The following is a 17,960-nucleotide window of genomic DNA, read 5'->3' as shown; positions in this document are numbered from 1 at the left end:
TGATTAAGAAGCAAAATTGCGCCCACGTCATCGGTGCAGTCTCCATTGCAGCGCGATACGGACTGTCCTATCGAAGTTTTGGATCGGTGGCGCAGTTAGGCTTGGTTGATCATAATATCGGGTCTGGGTCAGGTTATGAATGCCAAAACTGAGTTCCAATTCGTCCGACAGTTGCCACAGGATATTGGCATTGTGTAGCACGTAGCCTGGCAGCCTCTCCAGTAAGGTTTCGCGTTGACTGACGGCTCTGGTTTGCCAGCTAAAAATAAAGTCCGGATTAAAAAGGGGTTGATTGTAGAGAATATTCAGCAGATGTGACGGCGAATTTTCCAGTAGCTTCGTTTGTTGCTGATAACGGGTGTTCTGCCAGGACCAATTCAGCCGGAATTGTTGCTGCTGACGTCCCCGATATTCAATGCCGGCATCCAGACCATGACTGCGTAAGGCGCTGCCGTTGATAAACGCGCCGATAAAAGGGTCAATTTCAATTAAATCCGTGATGTTTGATTGAAAAAATGCCAGCCGATACTGCAGCTGCGACGTCAGATAATGTTGCCAGGCAAGCTCAGTTGTTTCGATTTTTTCTTCGGAAGGGATAGGGTGGATAGTGAGGGCATTGGTGCTGAATTCATTCAGATTAGCAACCCGAAACGCGCTGCCGTGCATCAATTTTAGCGTCATATCGGCGGTGGTTTGCCAAATCCAGGCCACTCTGGGCGTGGTGATGGCTGGGCCGGTTTCGCTGTCATCAAAGCGCGCGCCCAGCACCAGCGTATGCTCTGGCAGTATTTGCCATAGATCCTGTAAGAAAATACCGGTTCGATGATTGTTGCCGATAAAGGTAAATGCTGGCGGGAAACCTGCATCGCCGATGGTAATTTGTTGCAGTAAATCCTGTTGATGCTCGAATCCAGCCAGCAGCAGATGACTGGCAAAACTACGATTGGCCAGTTGGAGTTCAATATGCCGCCAGCGACCGTCCATCCTGGTTTCCGCGACAAACCGCTGTAACCTTGGATCCTGATAAGGTTCTAACCGTTGAAAACCAAGTCCACTTTGGCTCAGTTTGGCGTCGAGCTCCCACTCGGTCGAGAATACAAATTTTTTACTGATCCGGTACCGGTAATTTCGTTCAGAAATATCGCTCACCTCTGGTGTGAACGGCTCACTCAGCCCAATCGGTATGGTCAATTTTCGCTGATTATATGCCCCTTGCCATAACCAGCCTGAACTTTTAAATCCGCCTTGCAGCCGATAAAAATCTTCGTGGTTTTGCGATTGGAGCAAGTCGGTGAATTGGTCGGGAGCCGGGTAAGTCAGCGGTATATTCGGCCGCTCATTGATACTGGCACTCAACCAACTTTCCCAACTTGCTTGTTCACGGTGTGCAAAGTTCAGTCTCAGTTGTTGCTGCTGTAAACTGTCGAGTTGGATCGACAGTGCCACTCCATGTAACCGGCTGACGCCCTTAGTCACGATGTTTAACACCCCAAAAAAGGCGTTGTTGCCATAAAGGGCAGAGCCTGGCCCTGGGGTAAACTCCACCCGTTCAATCGACTCCACATCAACAATGGCATCCGTCCCGACCAGCATGGCATCGCCAATGTTGTCGTTGGCACGTACACCATCGATTAAAAACAACAGCCTCGAATTAAAATCGGCATGCCGGCCTAAACCGCGTACGCCGATGTAATGAAATCCGCCATCACTGCTGATCTGAATTCCCGGCATCAGCTGCAGCACTTCTGCCAGCGTGCGTAACTGGAAGAGCCGGATATCCTGACTGGTGACCAGATATGTGATGGCCGGTGCAGTGTCGGCGCTTTGTTGGGTACGGCTCGCCGTGGTGATTTCCACATCCCGCGGCACGGCGTTTAACGGCGTTCGCAGCAACTCTTCCAAGCTAGGCTCGGCTATTTGTGAAGTCGTCTGTTGCAGCTGTTGTTGATATTGCTGCTGCGCTAGAACCGAGCCGCAATAACACAGACAGAGCAGTAACCAGGCTCTATGGCGCATGTTGCACCCGGCGAAAGGTATTCTTGCCAGCGCGTTTTGCGGCATACATGGCTTCATCCGCTTTTTGCAATAAGGTGGCAGGCTCGCTGGCATCCAACGGGCAGAACGCCAGGCCAATAGTGGCACCGACCGGCATCAGATGCTCCCGGATCACCATTGGTAAACGCACGGCGGCAATCAGCCGTTCGGCCAGCGATTCAGCATGGCGGATATCGTTCAGTTCGCTCAGCAGCACGGCAAATTCATCACCTCCCAGCCGGCATAATAAATCCTGGCCGCGCAGCACCTGCTGCATTCGTGCTGACACCAGTTGCAGGACTTCATCGCCATAATCGTGGCCGAAACTATCGTTTACAGTTTTGAAGTTATCTAAATCGATAAACATCAACGCCATCGTTTTGTGCTGTTGTAGTGTCAGTTGCAGGGTCGCGGATAATTGTTGCTGGAAGTACAATCGGTTGGGCAAGCCGGTCAGACTGTCATGATGGGCCAGTTGTTTTAATTGCTGTCCGGTTTGACGCTCGTCGGCCAGTTGTTGTTTCAGCCAAAACTGATTGGCCGCGACCTGGGTAAATAATTCGTTGATCCGCTCGGTCAGCCGGCCAACTTCATCATGGCGTCTGACAATGCCCCGTACACTGTAGTCATTGTCCCGAGCAGCCTGTTCTGCCAGCGCTGAGAGCTCAATAATCGGCGACAACGCGCGCTGTTGCACCAGGCGCAAACCTCTGCTGGCCAGTGCCAGCATCAATAATGTAATGAGCCCCATCAACGCGATTAGCGCCATCACCTGCTGCTGTAAACTTTTCAGACTTTGTTGTACCAGTAACAGCCCGACTTGTTCCTGTTTAAACATAATCGGCATCTGGATTTGATATTGCTGCCAGCCCGACACCACATTTGCTTGTTGCGGCCAGATGGTGGGTGGTGTCAACGTTTTCTTCCATTCTGGCTGTTGCCACTGGACAAAAATTGTTGTTTCACCTGGCGACACTTGTGACATGTGCAACACCTGTACCGCCAGCACATCAGTGGCGCGGCTAAAGGTTTGCAATTCAAGTTGCGCCGATTTTGGATCACTGAAGATCAACGCCGGTGCAATACTGCTGGCCAGCACTTGCGCACTGGCCAGCGCATTGTGTTGTTGATGGGAAATAGAGCCGAACCAAAAGGTGGCGGCCATCGCGGTGAAAGTAAAGGTGAGCGTCAGTGCCAGAATGCCGTTATTCAGCCGTGTGAGTCTGACGACCAGTGAATCGGGTAAATCTGTTTGGTGTTTTGGCGTCAGAATACTGGGTTGCGTCACTTACTGGGTCGCCTTATCCGGACATTTGCCGATGTTGCCACCGACACTAAAGCTGGGAAGTCTTATTTTTTATAGCTGCTTGCGATAATATAGCGAGGATTTTATTAATTATTTCCAGCAGAAGGGCGAGTCCGGATCATGCGTGAGCAACAACTGGAAAAAATAAATCTTGAACACGATGCTGCCCGGCTCTTTATGCGCCTGTATGAACAGCAGTTTGGATTGCGGATGCGCCATATCTGGCACAATGAGCCGGCTAAACCTGATGTTTCCTGTTATCTGCAAGCGCAACGTCTGGATTTAGAAATCGCCCATTTGTATGGAAGTGAAGCCGAAGCCATGCATATTCTCGGACGTTCTTTATCCTTACAAACGCATCAACAATTATTGGCCTTGCAACAAGTACCGGCGGAAGACCGGCTGCTTGAGGCGCTAAACCGACTGATCGCCCAAAAAGGTCAGAAAAAATATGACAGTCAGCGCGTCTGGCTGGTGATCCGTAATGCCAACCCACTGTGGCGTTGTCAGGATCTGCAGCAATATCGCCCGCGACTGTTGTTACCAGGTCAGCATCCGTTTGAGCAAATCTGGTTGGTGGGGGATATGGCTGGCCTCTCAGGGATCTTACCGTTGTTTCCGGTTGAATTATGGCAACAAGCGTTGCCGACGACATGAAGCGCTGGTATTGCAGTTACATTACCCAGTTAACGAGGATTGCTGGCAGTCGTTATCCTGCGCTTGTGTGGTTGTGGGTTTTGCTTGTTGGCTGCGGCGGATGGACTGGTTACTGGTTGTTTGCCGAACACCGTGGTGGCGGTGAGTTATTGCTGCCGTTGCTGCTGTCTTTATGGATGTTGATCTGGATCTTTATCCGGCTGATTTTTGTTTTTCAACCGCCGTTGTTACCGGCAGGGGCTGGCTGGAGGATGAAACTCAAATTTTACTGGTTTTACCTGAAATTACACGGTACCGCCAGTTTGATCTTGTTGTTATTCGTGGGCTCTTTGCTGATCAGTCTGAAATTGGTCGGTATCGTCTGGCGTTCATTTGGTTAAAATATCAAGCAAAGCATCTGTGGTATGCGCTTTGGAGAACATCTATGTCCGTGCGGACTATTAAACGTTGTGACGTATTTTGTACCGTCATTGATAATTTCGGTGATATTGGTATTTGCTGGCGATTGTCCAGGCAAATGGCAGCTGAACATAATATTGCAGTGACGCTCTGGGTCGATGATTTACAAAGTTTTCAACGCATTTGCCCAGAGATTAATCCGCAGTCGGCACAGCAGCAGCAGTTTGGTGTGCTGATCAGATTATGGCAGGCTGAATTTCCAGCACTGACCGCCGATGAATTTCCGGATCTGCTCATTGAGGCGCTGGCTTGCTCGGTGCCAACTTCTTACCTGTCGCAGTTTTCAGCGCTGCGCCCAGATGCTATCTGGTTGAATCTGGAGTATTTATCGGCCGAAGATTGGGTGCATGGCTGCCATTCTCTGGCCTCACCACAAGCAGGGCTTAACTTGGCTAAGTATTTCTTTTTCCCAGGTTTTACCACACAAACTGGCGGATTATTACGTGAAAAAGGCTTGGTTGAGAATTTGCAAACCTTTAGTCAGGATGTACCGGCGCAGCAGCAATTCTGGGCTCAGGCCGGAGTTGTTGATGCCATGCAGTATCAACTAAAAATTTCACTGTTTTGTTATCAGCAGCAAGCGATTGCTGATTTTGTCGGACAACTGCAGCAGTTACCGCAGTCGGTGTTGCTGTTAGTGCCAGAAGGTGTGGTTGCGCAGCAGCTGCGGCAGATCTGGCCAGAACTTGCCACCCAGACATCAATCACAATTAATAGGCTACGGCTTGAACTCCTGCCATTTATGCCACAACCGCACTATGACTACCTGCTGGCGGCTTGTGATCTCAATTTTGTGCGGGGTGAAGATTCGGTGATCCGGGCGCACTGGGCGGGTAAGCCAATGATTTGGCAAATTTATCGCCAGCAAGAACAAGCCCATCAGGTGAAATTGCAGGCATTTTTGGATAAATATCTGCAAGCGGCGCCAGCCGCAATTTCCGAACTCATCCGGCAACTGCATATCCGCTGGGATTTAGAACAATCGCTTGCAGAGCTAATGCCGTTATTGATTGAAAATATGAAAGAAATTACCGAGCACCAGCGGCAATGGCAGCAGTTTTTGCTATTACAGCAAGATCTTGTTACCAACCTCGTGCGTTTTGCTGAAAATAAATTTATAATGCCCCGCAATTTTTCCTAACAAGAAGATATTTCAATTATGATGAAGACTGCTCAAGAAGTACGCGCTGGCCAGGTGATCATGGTCAACAACGAGCCAATGGTTGTTCAGAAAGCTGAATTCAACAAATCTGGCCGTAATGCTGCTGTTGTTAAAATGAAAATGAAAGGTCTGTTGACCGGTGGCGGTTTAGAGACTGTTTACCGCGCTGACGACAAGTTTGAACAAGTGATGCTTGATACCAAAGAAGTGACTTATTCTTACTTCGCTGATCCAATGTATGTATTCATGGATGCTGAATACAATCAATACGAAATCGAAGCTGAAAACATGACCGAAGCGCTGAAATATCTGGTTCCGGATATGCAGTGTTCAGTTGTTTTCTACGGTGAGCGTGCAATCTCTGTTGACCTGCCGCCATTCGTTATTCGTGAAGTTGTGTACTCAGAACCTGCTGCCCGTGGTGATACTTCAGGCAAAGTGATGAAGCCAGCTAAACTGGACACCGGTTTTGAACTGATGGTGCCAGCATTTGTTGAAACTGGTGACAAAATCGAAATCGATACCCGTACTGACGAATACCGTGGCCGTGCTAAGTAATTAGCCGCCAGTTGAAAGAACCCGCCGTTTTGTGCGGGTTTTTTTATTTAGTCGGAACGGCTTGGTGTACAGAGTTGCAACAGCACTACATCGCCGGGTGCTAATACTTGCCAGCGGTCATCAACGGCTTCGCCAGGTTTAGGCAGAGGCAGTGTGTTGCTGTACAAAGCTCGCTTTTGCAAGGCGCAGTGGACTACTTGCTTGATCCGCCTGGCAGGCTGACGGTGTTCAAAAAAATACAAATCAACCAGCACTAAGTCGGTATTGTGCTGATTCGAACTGGCGTTTTTACTATCCATCGCAACAAATTGCAGCGTGTGTGGCTTGAGGTAACTCCAGGGACGCCACCAGCTGGAACTTTCCACAGTACGGACCACTGTAACACCTTCCGGCAATAAACCACTTTGATGGCGGAACCAGTTGTATTCACCATGAATTTGAAAGGTCAGCATGCCAAGACCGGCAAACACCGGCACCCAGTACTTAGGCAGGCGTTGGCGGCTCAATTTACGTAACAGTAGGGCGCCCCCCGCAGCGCCAACACCGGCGATCATTGTGGCCAGAAGTTCCCAAAGCATTGTGTTCGTTATCCTTTTAACCGTCTGACGGAAAAAATGGGCCGGTGAAGACCCATGAGTCTACAGGGCAGATTGTAACCTGAGCAAAGCCTCAGATTACAGCTGCTGACGTTCGTTAGTGATCAACTGCAGTGCCGGCACCCCGCGGGAAGCGTACACTTTCGACCAGATCCTGAATTGCTTTTGGCGGTTGCTCTGTCACAGCGGACACCCCAAAGGCCACCAGAAAGTTAATTGCCGCACCAATGGCTCCAATCGACAACGGCGAAATCCCGAAGATCCAATTTTCCGGTATGTTTTCAAACGAAGCAGTGCCAGGAATAAAAAACCAACCCAGATACAGGAAGATATAAACACAGGTAAACACCATCCCTGCCACCATCCCCCAAATAGCGCCTTTGCTATTCACCCGTTTGGAGAAAATCCCCATCATCAAAGCTGGAAATATAGACGCTGCAGCGATGCCAAACGCCAGTGCTACGGTTTGCGCGGCAAAGCCGGGGGGATCCATCCCCAGCCAGGTCGCAACGACAATCGCCAGCCCCATCGAGATTCGTGCATAAAGCAATTCCTGTTTTTCCGTGATATGCGGATTGATCGAGCCTTTAATTAAGTCGTGACTGATGGCGGACGATATCGCCAGCAACAAACCCGCCGCGGTCGATAACGCTGCCGCTAAACCACCAGCTGCGATTAAACCAACCACCCAGCCTGGCAAATTGGCGATCTCCGGATTGGCCAGCACCAGAATATCGTTGTTCACTTCCAGCTCGTTGCCTTTCCAGCCACGCTCGGTCGCGGTTGCTGCAAAAGCCGGGCTGTGGTTATACAACTGTATGCGACCGTCGCCATTGAGATCGTCATGCTTGATTAAACCGGTTTTTTCCCAGTTTTTAATCCAGTCTGGCCGTTCTTCATATTTGACTGCATCAGCTGTTGGGCCATTGGGGAAAATAGTGGTCATCAGGTTTAACCGGGCCATGGATGCAACCGCAGGTGCCGTCAGATACAAAATAGCGATAAACACCAACGCCCAACCGGCAGACCAACGGGCATCCGCCACTTTCGGTACGGTGAAAAACCGGATAATCACATGCGGTAAACCGGCAGTACCAATCATCAGCGACAAGGTAAACAACACCATATTCAGTTTGTTATCGACATCAGCGGTGTAATCAACAAAACCCAGCTCACGCACCACTTCATCTAACTTTTGCAGTAATGGCACGCCAGATTGCACATGATCCGAGAACAAACCAAGCGGTGGTAAGAAGGTGTCAGTCAGTTGCAGCGAAATAAACACTGCCGGAATGGTATAAGCAACAATCAGCACCACATACTGCGCGACCTGGGTGTAGGTAATACCTTTCATGCCGCCAAGCACGGCATACATAAACACAATCACCGCCGCAATAATTAAACCGGCGTCACTGCTGACTTCCAGGAAACGCGAGAACGCGACGCCGGCACCAGTCATCTGGCCAATCACGTAAGTAACAGAAGCAATAATTAAACAAGCGACAGCGACTAAACGGGCACCTGAGCTGTAAAAACGGTCGCCGATAAAATCGGGCACGGTGAATTTGCCGAATTTACGTAAATAAGGCGCTAATAGCATGGCGAGTAACACATAACCACCGGTCCAACCCATTAAATAGGTGGAGTTGGCGTAACCGCCGACGGAAATTAAGCCGGCCATTGAAATAAAAGAGGCTGCAGACATCCAGTCAGCGGCGGTCGCCATCCCGTTCATCACCGGGTGGACGCCACCGCCAGCGACATAAAATTCTTTGGTGGAGCCGGCTCTGGCCCAAATCGCGATCACGATATAAAGCGCGAACGACCCGCCGACAAACAACAAGTTGATTGCAAATTGGCTCATCGGGGTTACTCCTCGTCCAGGCCGTATGCTTTATCAAGTTTGTTCATCTTCCAGGCGTAGAAGAAAATCAGAATGATAAAGGTAATAATCGAACCCTGTTGCGCGAACCAGAAGCCAAGATCAGTTCCGCCGATCGCAATTCCAGCCAGCAGTGGCCGGAAGATAATGCCGAATCCATAGGACACCAGCGCCCAGATGATTAGGCTACCGATGATCAGACGCAAATTGGCTTTCCAATACGCCTCCGCATTTTTATCATGCACCGTCATTTATTAAATCCTTCTTTTGTTATTGTTACGAGCAGCTTTAATCTAGCAGCTGGCTGTGGTAACGAAAGCCCGACTTTAGTCGAAGCAAATCATCGCAGTATTGACATCAGCGCTTTGCTGACGAACATTAGCGGCTGGTTTTGACCCTACAGATTAATGGAGACCTTCGTGGCTGCGTGGATTGTTGCTGTATTGGCGCTGTGTTATGTCGGTGGCTTGTTCCTGATTGCCAATTGGGCTGAACGTCACGCATCGGATCAATTACTCAAAAAGTATGGCGGGCTGATTTATAGTCTGGCGCTTGCTGTGTACTGTACGTCGTGGACTTATTATGGCGCTGTGGGTTCGGCCATCAGTTCCGGCTGGGACTATGTGCCGATTTATCTTGGGCCTTTGCTGGTGTTTGTCTTCGGGCAACCAGTACTACGTAAGTTATTGTTTGTCGCCAAGAAACACAATGTCACTTCGATTACTGACTTTATCAGTGCCCGCTATGGCAAACGCCACGCCATCGCGGCGATGAGTGCGCTGTTGTGTCTGATCGTGGTGGTGCCTTATATCGCACTGCAGCTCAAGGCGGTGGCAACTTCATATCAGGTGTTGTTAGGTCAGCCAGAAAATACGCAGGCTGCCTGGTGGCAAGATTCCGCACTGCTAAGTGCATTGACCATGACGTTGTTTGCGATTTTGTTTGGTACCCGTAAAGTGCTGTTAACGGAGCAAAACCGTGGTGTGATGGTCGCGATTGCTTTTGAATCGGTGATCAAACTCACTGCGTTGTTGACGCTGGCGTTTGCGGTGTGTTGGTTTGTATTGGACAGGCCCTGGTCGGTGTTCAGTGATTTTACCCAATATGCTGCCACGCGCAGCAACCATGAATCGTTTAGTCTGCTGGCTTTTATTACCAAAACCGTGCTGGCAATGGCGGCCATTTTTTTGTTACCGCGCCAGTTCCACGTCACTTTTGTTGAAAATGTTGCACCCCAACATCTGCAACACGCCAAACGCTGGTTCAGCGGTTATCTGGTGTTGGTGACGTTGGTGGTGCTGCCGATAGCGCTCGCTGGTTATCAGTTATTCCCGCAGCAGCTGGCGCATGCCGATAGTTTTGTATTGTTACTGCCGGCCAGTCAGGGCTGGGAAAGTGTCAGTGCACTGGTATTTATTGGCGGTTTTTCGGCGGCAACGTCGATGATTATCATCGCCACGCTGGCGCTCAGTACCATGATCAGTAACGATGTGGTGATGCCAACGCTGCTAAGAGCCAACCCAAATGCACAGCTTGCGCGCGACTACAGTCCGCTGATTTTGCGGGTACGCCGGTTGATGATTGTGGTGGTGATGGCGTTGTCGTACGGCTATTACACACTATTTGCCCGAAATTATGAGCTGGCCGAAACCGGTCTGCTGGCCTTTGCCCTGATTATTCAGTTAGCACCGGCGGTGCTGGGTGGTTTGTACTGGCGACGGGGCCAGGCATCTGGCGTTTATGCCGGCGTCGGAATTGGCTTTACGCTGTGGTTTTTCTGTCTGATGTTGCCACAGTTGGTCAGTGTCGGGGTGGTCGACAGCGCGATTATGCAGCAGGGGTTGTTTGGTCAAAGCTGGCTTCGACCAACTAGGTTGTTTGGGCTCGACATTGACCCGCTCAGTCATGGCGTGTTGTGGTCACTGGGACTTAATTTGCTGGCCTATGTTGCGATGTCGTTGTTGCATAAAGCCAATTTAAACGACCGGCTGCAAGCGGTCGCTTTTGTGAAACCGAATTTGCCATTGGACGAGGTAAAAACCGCCCGGCGGAGCCGCATTTATGGCCAGGATCTAAAAACTTTACTGGAGCGTTTTATCGGAGTTGACCGCGCTGATGAGTCGATTGCCGAATTCAGCCGCCGTCAACGACAGGCTCCGGCACTGGACGAAGCGCCGGAGCCTGCGCTGGTGCGCCACATTGAACGGGAACTGGCCGGAGTGATTGGATCTTCCAGCGCTGCCGCCATGGTCAATGCGGTGCTGGATGGGCGTCAGTTGGCATTTGAAGATGTGGTGACTTTGTTCGACGACACCCGCCAGGCGATCCAGTTTTCGCGCAAAATTCTGTTCTCGACGCTGGAGCATTTGAGTCAGGGCGTGAGCGTGGTTGACCGTGATTTACAGCTGGTGGCCTGGAACCGGCAATACCTGGAAATGTTTGATTATCCCGAAGGCATGGTGCGGGTTGGCCGATCGATAGCCGATATCGTCAGGTTTAATGCCGAACGCGGTTTGTGCGGTGAGGGCAGCGCCGACGATCATGTGCAAAAACGGCTGCAGCATATGCAACGTGGTACGGCGCATGTGTTTCAGCGGGTGCGACCGGACGGCACCGTGATTGAAATGCGTGGTAATCCTATTCCTGGCGGTGGTTTTGTCACCAGCTTTACCGATATCACTGGCCATGTAAAAGCAGTGCAACAACTGGCGGAAGCGAAACAACATCTGGAACAACGGGTGGTGGAGCGCACGCAACAAATCAGCCAGATCAATGATGAACTGCTCGATGAAATTGATTTACGCCGGATCACTGAGCAACAATTATTGTTGGCAAAAGCTGAAGCCGAAAGTGCCAACGCATCAAAAACCAGATTTCTGGCGCTGGCTAGCCACGATATTTTGCAGCCGCTAAACGCCGCCCGTTTGTTTACCGCGGCACTGCAGGAGCAAGCGGAACCTGCGCGCCAGCAAGCGATGATTGGGCAGCTCGATAACTCACTCAAAGCCACCGAGGAGCTGATTTCCACCTTGCTGGAAATTGCCAAGCTGGATGATGGCAAATTAGAGCCAGCAAGGCAGCCGGTTGAACTTGCCGGTTTATTGCGGCAATTACACGATGAATATTCATTGCTGGCGATGCAGAAAAATCTGCAACTTAAAGTCCGTACCAGCAGCTATCTGGTGCAAAGTAATTCAACTTACTTGCGCCGTATTTTACAAAATATGTTGTCCAACGCGATTAAATACACGCCCACTGGCAAGGTGTTGTTAGGGTGTCGACGCCGCGGCGAATTGTTGTGCATCGAAGTGTGGGATACCGGCCCCGGTATTGCAGCACAGGATTTACCTTATATTTTTGATGATTTTTATCGGGTTGACGCGACCGCACGCGGTGAGTCCGGCGTTGGCCTTGGCCTCGGCGTGGTACAGCGGATGGCGAAAAGTCTGGGTCATCGCCTTGAAGTGGTTTCGGTACCTGGCAAAGGCACGGTGTTTCGGTTCACAGTACCGTTTCTCAACAAGGTCGACGTTGCGGATATCCAGAATCAGTCACTGCCGGTAGTGTCGGTTGCGCACAGTCCGTTTGCAGGGTTGTCGATTTGTTGTGTTGATGATGACACGGCAAATCTGACTGCGCTTGCGGCCTTGCTCCGGCAATGGGGCGTCGGGAACCTGCGCAGTTGCCACGATGCCGCCAGCATTTTACAACTGGCGACCACAACGGCCGCGCCGGATGTATTGATTTTGGATTACCAGTTAGGTCAGCATCAGCATGGTCTGCAGCTGTACCAGCAATTACAACAATACTGGCCTGGCGTGCCGGCTATTTTGGTGTCAGCAGCGCCAGAGCCGGATTTACCGGAGCGAGCCAAACAAGCCGGGATGATTTTTTTAGCAAAACCGATCAAAGCCGCCGCCTTGCGGGCTAGTTTGAATTATTTACGTTTGGCGAAAGGCAGTTAAGGATCCAACACGCTGGGATTGGTTTCTGGCTGGCTCATGGTAGGATAAAAGAATATTGATAGGGAGAAGTTAAACGAATGCGTGCACAGCTGGAACGGCGATTTTTTTTAGTGTTATTAATAACGGTGACCTTTGGCTTTGGTCTGGTATTGGAACCATTCTGGGGGGCAATTTTTTGGGCAGCGGCGCTGGCGGTCATTTTTTACCCGTTGCAAAGTTTTTTATTGTACAAACTTGGCAATAAACCAAATCGGGTTGCCGCGCTGACGTTGCTGATTTGTGTGGTGATGGTCGTGCTGCCCTTGCTGGCGATTGGCGCATCATTTGTGCAGGAAGGGATCAGTTTTTACCAGCGGATCGAAAAGGGTGAACTAAATCCCGAAGCAACGCTGGATAAGATCAAAATGGCATTTCCGTTGGTCACTAACACATTGCAGGAATTTGGTGTCGATACCGACAATATTAAACAGCGTTTGTCTGAAGCTGCGGTTGCAGGTAGCCGGCTGTTAGCGGAAAAAACCTTTGCTGTGGGTCAGAATGCTGCCAGTTTGTTTTTAAATATCGGCTTGATGTTGTACCTGGCATTTTTTCTGCTGCGAGACGGCGCCAAATTAGTTGAGCTCTTTATTGTGGCCTTGCCGTTAGGTGACGAGCGCGAGCGGATGTTGTTTGCTAAATTTGCTGAAGTGACCCGCGCTACGGTTAAAGGTAATCTGGTGGTTGCGGTGGTACAGGGCGTACTGGGCGGGATTATTTTGTGGATCCTTGACGTACCGGCGCCTATTTTGTGGGGCGTGGTGATGACTTTTTTAAGTTTATTACCGGCCATTGGAGCGGCGTTGGTGTGGTTTCCGGTGGCGTTGTATTTGTATTCAACCGGGCAGTGGTGGCAGGCAACGGTACTGATCGCGTACGGTGCGCTGGTGATTGGTCTGGCTGATAACATCCTGCGGCCGTTGCTGGTAGGCCGCGACACCAAGTTACCGGATTATATCGTGCTGTTTTCAACCCTGGGTGGGATCACCTTGCTTGGGATTAATGGTTTTGTGTTAGGGCCATTAATTGCAGCGTTGTTTTTGGCGTTTTGGCAGATCTTTATCACTGAATTTAATCAGGCGGGTTTTAGCACCGCCTCTTCGTCCGAAGATGTGGCCGAGCAGCGAATGAACAGCAAAACGATTGAGTGACACCGTGCAGAGCTTCGAGCAACAGCTGCTGGCGTTGTTTCCAAAGCAACGTCAGCGAGATCAGTACCGGATGTTTGTCACTGGGCTGTGGCAGACGCTGAGCAAAGAGTATCAGGAACCGGCTGTGATCGGCATTTCTGGCGCGCAGGGCAGCGGTAAAACCACGCTGTCGACCTTGTTAGTACAATTTGCGCAGGAGCAGGGCGTTATTGCGGGTGCTGTGTCGCTGGATGATTATTATCTGAGTCAGCAGCAGCGAGCCGTGTTGGCGGCGAAGGTGCATCCGTTGCTCGTGATGCGCGGCGTGCCGGGAAGCCATCATATCGCTCAGGCGATTGCCGATGCTCAGGCCGTGCGCAATGGGCAGCCGGTGGCATTGCCACGTTTTGACAAAGCGCTGGATCAACCCATTGCTGCGCGTGCACCACAACAGTTTTCGTTGTTGATTATCGAGGGCTGGTGTTTAGGTCTGACGGCGCAATCTACAGCCGATCTCCAGCAAGCCGTGAATCAATTAGAACAATCTGAAGATCAAAGCTTTAGCTGGCGCCACTTTGTTAATCAGCAACTGGCAGGTCAGTATCAGCAATACTGGTCGTTGCTGAGTTCGCTGATTTGGTTAAAAGCACCGGATTGGCCAACGATCTGCCGCTGGCGGGCGTTGCAGGAACATCAACTGCGCCAGCAATGCGGTAAAGGGATGAACGACATTGAGCTTGAGCGTTTTATGCAAACTTTTCAGCGGCTGACGGAGCATAGCTTTTTGGTATTGCCACAACGTGCTGATCTGGTGGTGGAACTAGACGCGTTCCATCAACCGCAGTTGCTTTAGGCCGGATCATGCTGCGCCATCGCGCGATCAACCGGCGGTTCCAACTGCAGCCGCTGCGCCTGGATCACCACCTGAGTGCGGTTGGTGACACCTAACTTTCTGAAAATAGCCGTTAAGTGCGCTTTCACCGTCGCTTCGGAAATATGTAAATCGTAGGCAATTTGTTTATTCAGCCAACCTTCGGTCAGGAAATACAGCACTTTGTATTGCTGATTGGTCAGCTGTGCCACTTTGGCGGCTAAATCTAAATCCGCTACGTTGTGTGGATCCGGTTTGAATAATGCCTGCAAATTTTGCGGTAACCAGGTTTCGCCATCCATCACTGCGGTCAAAGCTTTACCAATTTCGACCGGGTGCGCTGATTTTGGTATATAAGCAGAAGCACCAAAGTTCATTACCCGGCGAATGACGTCTGGATCGTCGCTGGCGGAGATCACCACGATGGGTAATGTCGGGAAGTTTTTGCGCAGCTGAATGAGTCCGAGAAAACCACAATTTCCCGGCATATGCAGGTCAAGTAACAACAAGTCGGCGTCCGGATGCTGTTCTAGTGCCTGACAGGTGGCTTCAAAACAGTCGGCTTCTATAGTGGCTTTGGTGATAAAGGTGTTACTGATGGCATTAATCAGGGCATTTCGAAACAGCGGGTGATCGTCTGCGACTATTAGCTTGGTCATACTAGGCTCCGGTTTAGCAAGCTGGATCCCGATGTAGTCCGATCCTCGCGTGTACGCAGCATAGTGAAGACATTGATCACTGTCTAGGCATTTGCCAGAGTATAAGCTATTCAATAGCTTATACTCTGGCCAGTTGCTACTTGTTTAAACGGTTCTCAATCAGATGCTCGACCACCGAAGGGTCGGCCAGCGTCGAAATGTCGCCTAAGGAATCATGTTCATTAGCGGCAATTTTACGCAGAATACGCCGCATAATTTTACCAGAGCGGGTTTTGGGTAAACCCGGCGCCCACTGAATTAAGTCAGGGCTGGCAATTGGCGAGATCTCCCGGCGTACCCATTCTTTCACGGCCTTTGTCAGATCATCACTGGGTTCAACGCCAACACGTGGCGCAATAAACACATAAATGCCCTGGCCTTTTAAGTCATGCGGGTAACCGACCACCGCGGCTTCAGCAATGGCTTCATGTGCCACCAGGCAGCTTTCAATTTCGGCGGTGCCCAAGCGGTGACCTGATACGTTGAGCACGTCATCAACCCGGCCAGTCAGCCAGTAATAACCATCTTCATCGCGTTTAGCACCATCGCCGGTAAAGTACATGCCTTTATAAGTAGAGAAATAAGTTTGTTCAAAGCGGTCATGGTCACCAAATACCGTGCGCATCATGCCAGGCCAGCTATCGAGCAACACCAGGTTGCCTTCACAGGTACCATCAAGCAGATTGCCTTCGTTGTCCACAATTGCCGGAATAACGCCAAAAAATGGCCGGGTGGCAGAGCCAGGTTTTAATGCGGTTGCGCCAGGTAACGGGGTAATCAGTGCACCACCGGTTTCAGTTTGCCACCAGGTGTCGACAATCGGGCATTGACCTTTACCCACTTGCTCGTGGTACCAATGCCAGGCTTCCGGATTAATCGGCTCGCCGACACTCCCTAATAAATGCAGTGAGGATAAATTGGCACCTTCAACCGCGGCAGTACCATGTGCCATTAAAGCGCGAATGGCAGTGGGGGCGGTATAAAGGACGTTCACTTGGTATTTATCAACAATCTGCGCGATTCGTTTGACGTTTGGATAAGTCGGAACCCCTTCAAACATTACGCTGGTTGCGCCGTTGGCCAGCGGTCCATACACTATATAAGTGTGGCCGGTGACCCAACCGACGTCGGCGGCGCACCAGTAAACATCACCATCCTGATAATCAAACACATATTGATGCGTCATTGATGCCCATACCATATAACCGCCGGTGGTATGCAACACACCTTTTGGTTTGCCGGTAGATCCTGAGGTATAAAGGATAAACAATGGATCTTCAGCGTTCATCGGTTCTGGTTCGCAGTGTTTAGGCTGCGCGGCTAATAAATCGTGATACCAGACATCGCGCCCGGCATGCTCATCAATATTTTGGCCAACATGTTTCACTACAATCACATGCTTGACCGGATTTGCCGCACCCAAGTGGCCTAAAGCTAAATCGGTGTTGTCTTTTAATGCCGTAGTACGGGCGCCACGTAACGCCTGATCGGCTGTGATCACCAGTTTGGAATCACAATCGACAATCCGGCTGCCCAAAGCGTCCGGCGAAAACCCGGCGAATACTACCGAATGCACGGCGCCAATTCGGGCACATGCCAGTAAGGCGACAGCCGCTTGTGGGATCATCGGTAAATAGATAGTGACTTTGTCGCCTTTGCCTACGCCAAGACTACGCATACCGTTGGCCAGCTGACACACTTCATCATAAAGCTCCTGATAAGTGACGGCTTTTTGTACGCCAGGCTCATCACCTTCCCAGAAATAAGCAACTTGATTGGCTTTTGCTGGCAAATGGCGGTCCAGACAGTTGTAGCTGGCGTTTAAGGTGCCATCACTAAACCAGTTCACATGGACATTACCCAATTCAAAACTGCTGTCTTTGACTTTGGTATAAGGTGTGATCCAATCGAGCCGGCGGCCATGTTCGGCCCAGAATTGCTCTGGCTCTTTAATAGATTGTTGGTACATCTGCAAATACTGCTCGTTCGTCAGATAGGTTCTGGCTAAAGCGGCTTGCGTAACCGGATAAAGTTGTTGATGGGACATAACTCAATTTCTCCAAGGGCGCTTGGCGCCAGCTACAATATAATGCTGTTGTTCTACCGCAAGTGACCGGTGCCGAAAATTAGACATTAGTCTAGCTGGTTTGTCATTTGTTCGGGTGCTGTGACTAAAATGCTGCTTCGGTCAAACCTGAACCAGCGTAAAACGATTTATTACCGACAAATAAAACTAACAACAGCGGACAGACCACAACTATGCAACAAATGGCCTTCGATAAAGGTCACACCAGCTTGATTCAGTACGTAGTAGCAGTGATGACACTGCCGAAGTTGATGTTGTAAGACGCACTGAATGTGGAACTGACGACGATAATTGTCTTTTAGTACTGCTTAAATAGGCTGAATTGTTGCTTTATGCGACAAGTTGGGCAAAAGTTCGGCAATCAAACCGGGTTTTGCAGTTTTCTTCAAATTTCCGCTTGCGCCATTTTAAATACGCCCTATAATGCGCGCCATGCCACGGTGAGCAGCGAAAGCAGCGAACTGAGTGAGTTTGAAGAAAGTGAAAATAGTCGATAAAAAGACGCTTGACACGAACTGAA

The 17,960-nt window shown here is 50.3% G+C and carries 14 protein-coding genes; 7 read left to right on the top strand and 7 right to left on the bottom strand.

Annotated features, from left to right (window positions below):
• Window positions 1-27: 27 nt before the first annotated feature.
• Together EOE67_RS03975 and EOE67_RS03970 are read right to left on the bottom strand one after the other, a co-directional pair.
• Window positions 28-2,016, bottom strand: coding sequence for a TonB-dependent receptor plug domain-containing protein (locus EOE67_RS03975; protein WP_164852214.1), 1,989 nt, complete (start codon window positions 2,014-2,016; stop codon window positions 28-30).
• Window positions 2,006-3,322, bottom strand: a complete 1,317-nt coding sequence (locus tag EOE67_RS03970; protein ID WP_206099423.1) for a sensor domain-containing diguanylate cyclase — start codon at window positions 3,320-3,322, stop codon at window positions 2,006-2,008. Before EOE67_RS03970 ends, EOE67_RS03975 begins: the two co-directional genes overlap by 11 nt.
• Before the next feature lie 138 nt (window positions 3,323-3,460).
• On the opposite strand from EOE67_RS03970, the gene EOE67_RS03965 reads away from it, so the two are divergent.
• Genes EOE67_RS03965 through efp form a run of 4 tightly spaced genes read left to right on the top strand, consistent with a single transcriptional unit; the run spans window position 3,461 to window position 6,176 of the window.
• Window positions 3,461-3,997, top strand: a complete 537-nt coding sequence (locus EOE67_RS03965; RefSeq protein ID WP_127697760.1) for a hypothetical protein — start codon at window positions 3,461-3,463, stop codon at window positions 3,995-3,997.
• Window positions 3,970-4,377 (top strand): hypothetical protein, encoded by a 408-nt coding sequence (locus EOE67_RS03960; RefSeq protein ID WP_127697759.1) that lies wholly within the window; start codon window positions 3,970-3,972, stop codon window positions 4,375-4,377. Before EOE67_RS03965 ends, EOE67_RS03960 begins: the two co-directional genes overlap by 28 nt.
• 44 nt (window positions 4,378-4,421) lie before the next feature.
• Window positions 4,422-5,597, top strand: a complete 1,176-nt coding sequence (gene earP / locus EOE67_RS03955) for an elongation factor P maturation arginine rhamnosyltransferase EarP (protein WP_127697758.1) — start codon at window positions 4,422-4,424, stop codon at window positions 5,595-5,597.
• Window positions 5,598-5,615: 18 nt separating this feature from the next.
• On the top strand, window positions 5,616-6,176 hold the full coding sequence (efp, locus tag EOE67_RS03950; RefSeq protein ID WP_442966062.1) for an elongation factor P: 561 nt from the start codon (window positions 5,616-5,618) through the stop codon (window positions 6,174-6,176).
• 47 nt (window positions 6,177-6,223) lie between these two features.
• Here efp and EOE67_RS03945 read toward each other — a convergent pair whose 3' ends face one another.
• The 3 genes from EOE67_RS03945 to EOE67_RS03935 all read right to left on the bottom strand — a co-directional run bounded on the left by EOE67_RS03945 (window position 6,224) and on the right by EOE67_RS03935 (window position 8,905).
• Window positions 6,224-6,754, bottom strand: a complete 531-nt coding sequence (locus EOE67_RS03945; RefSeq protein WP_127697757.1) for a hypothetical protein — start codon at window positions 6,752-6,754, stop codon at window positions 6,224-6,226.
• Between the two features lie 115 nt (window positions 6,755-6,869).
• Window positions 6,870-8,636, bottom strand: coding sequence for a sodium:solute symporter family protein (locus EOE67_RS03940; protein WP_127697756.1), 1,767 nt, complete (start codon window positions 8,634-8,636; stop codon window positions 6,870-6,872).
• A gap of 5 nt (window positions 8,637-8,641) precedes the next feature.
• Complete coding sequence (locus EOE67_RS03935; protein ID WP_127697755.1) at window positions 8,642-8,905, bottom strand: DUF4212 domain-containing protein; 264 nt, start codon at window positions 8,903-8,905, stop codon at window positions 8,642-8,644.
• A 168-nt stretch (window positions 8,906-9,073) separates the two neighbouring features.
• Between EOE67_RS03935 and EOE67_RS03930 the strand changes: the two genes are divergently transcribed.
• From EOE67_RS03930 to EOE67_RS03920, 3 genes are all read left to right on the top strand, one after another.
• Complete coding sequence (locus EOE67_RS03930) at window positions 9,074-12,619, top strand: PAS-domain containing protein (RefSeq protein ID WP_127697754.1); 3,546 nt, start codon at window positions 9,074-9,076, stop codon at window positions 12,617-12,619.
• A gap of 77 nt (window positions 12,620-12,696) precedes the next feature.
• Window positions 12,697-13,806, top strand: a complete 1,110-nt coding sequence (locus EOE67_RS03925; RefSeq protein ID WP_127697753.1) for an AI-2E family transporter — start codon at window positions 12,697-12,699, stop codon at window positions 13,804-13,806.
• A complete protein-coding gene (locus tag EOE67_RS03920; RefSeq protein ID WP_240652711.1) occupies window positions 13,799-14,638 on the top strand; it encodes a kinase in 840 nt (279 codons plus the stop codon). The genes EOE67_RS03925 and EOE67_RS03920 overlap by 8 nt, the downstream gene beginning before the upstream one ends.
• On the opposite strand, the gene EOE67_RS03915 is transcribed toward EOE67_RS03920, so the two are convergent.
• Window positions 14,635-15,315: a LuxR C-terminal-related transcriptional regulator gene (locus tag EOE67_RS03915; protein ID WP_127697752.1), complete on the bottom strand. Its 681-nt coding sequence runs from the start codon at window positions 15,313-15,315 to the stop codon at window positions 14,635-14,637. The two genes, EOE67_RS03920 and EOE67_RS03915, sit on opposite strands and share 4 nt — an antisense overlap.
• 136 nt (window positions 15,316-15,451) lie before the next feature.
• On the bottom strand, window positions 15,452-17,401 hold the full coding sequence (acs, locus tag EOE67_RS03910) for an acetate--CoA ligase (protein WP_127697751.1): 1,950 nt from the start codon (window positions 17,399-17,401) through the stop codon (window positions 15,452-15,454).
• Window positions 17,402-17,960 lie beyond the last annotated feature (559 nt).

Origin of the sequence: Rheinheimera riviphila (genome assembly GCF_004005945.1) — a bacterium.
GTDB lineage: Bacteria > Pseudomonadota > Gammaproteobacteria > Enterobacterales > Alteromonadaceae > Pararheinheimera > Pararheinheimera riviphila.
Note: the sequence above shows the minus strand (reverse complement) of the source record. Positions and strands in the feature narration are given on the sequence as shown.

Coding starts and splice junctions, on each gene's coding strand:
- efp (WP_442966062.1), top strand. CDS start 5,616: ATGATGAAGACTGCTCAAGAAGTACGCGCTGGCCAGGTGATCATGGTC.
- EOE67_RS03965 (WP_127697760.1), top strand. CDS start 3,461: ATGCGTGAGCAACAACTGGAAAAAATAAATCTTGAACACGATGCTGCC.
- earP (WP_127697758.1), top strand. CDS start 4,422: ATGTCCGTGCGGACTATTAAACGTTGTGACGTATTTTGTACCGTCATT.
- acs (WP_127697751.1), bottom strand. CDS start 17,401: ATGTCCCATCAACAACTTTATCCGGTTACGCAAGCCGCTTTAGCCAGA.
- EOE67_RS03975 (WP_164852214.1), bottom strand. CDS start 2,016: ATGCGCCATAGAGCCTGGTTACTGCTCTGTCTGTGTTATTGCGGCTCG.
- EOE67_RS03945 (WP_127697757.1), bottom strand. CDS start 6,754: ATGCTTTGGGAACTTCTGGCCACAATGATCGCCGGTGTTGGCGCTGCG.
- EOE67_RS03940 (WP_127697756.1), bottom strand. CDS start 8,636: ATGAGCCAATTTGCAATCAACTTGTTGTTTGTCGGCGGGTCGTTCGCG.
- EOE67_RS03935 (WP_127697755.1), bottom strand. CDS start 8,905: ATGACGGTGCATGATAAAAATGCGGAGGCGTATTGGAAAGCCAATTTG.
- EOE67_RS03925 (WP_127697753.1), top strand. CDS start 12,697: ATGCGTGCACAGCTGGAACGGCGATTTTTTTTAGTGTTATTAATAACG.
- EOE67_RS03960 (WP_127697759.1), top strand. CDS start 3,970: ATGGCAACAAGCGTTGCCGACGACATGAAGCGCTGGTATTGCAGTTAC.
- EOE67_RS03915 (WP_127697752.1), bottom strand. CDS start 15,315: ATGACCAAGCTAATAGTCGCAGACGATCACCCGCTGTTTCGAAATGCC.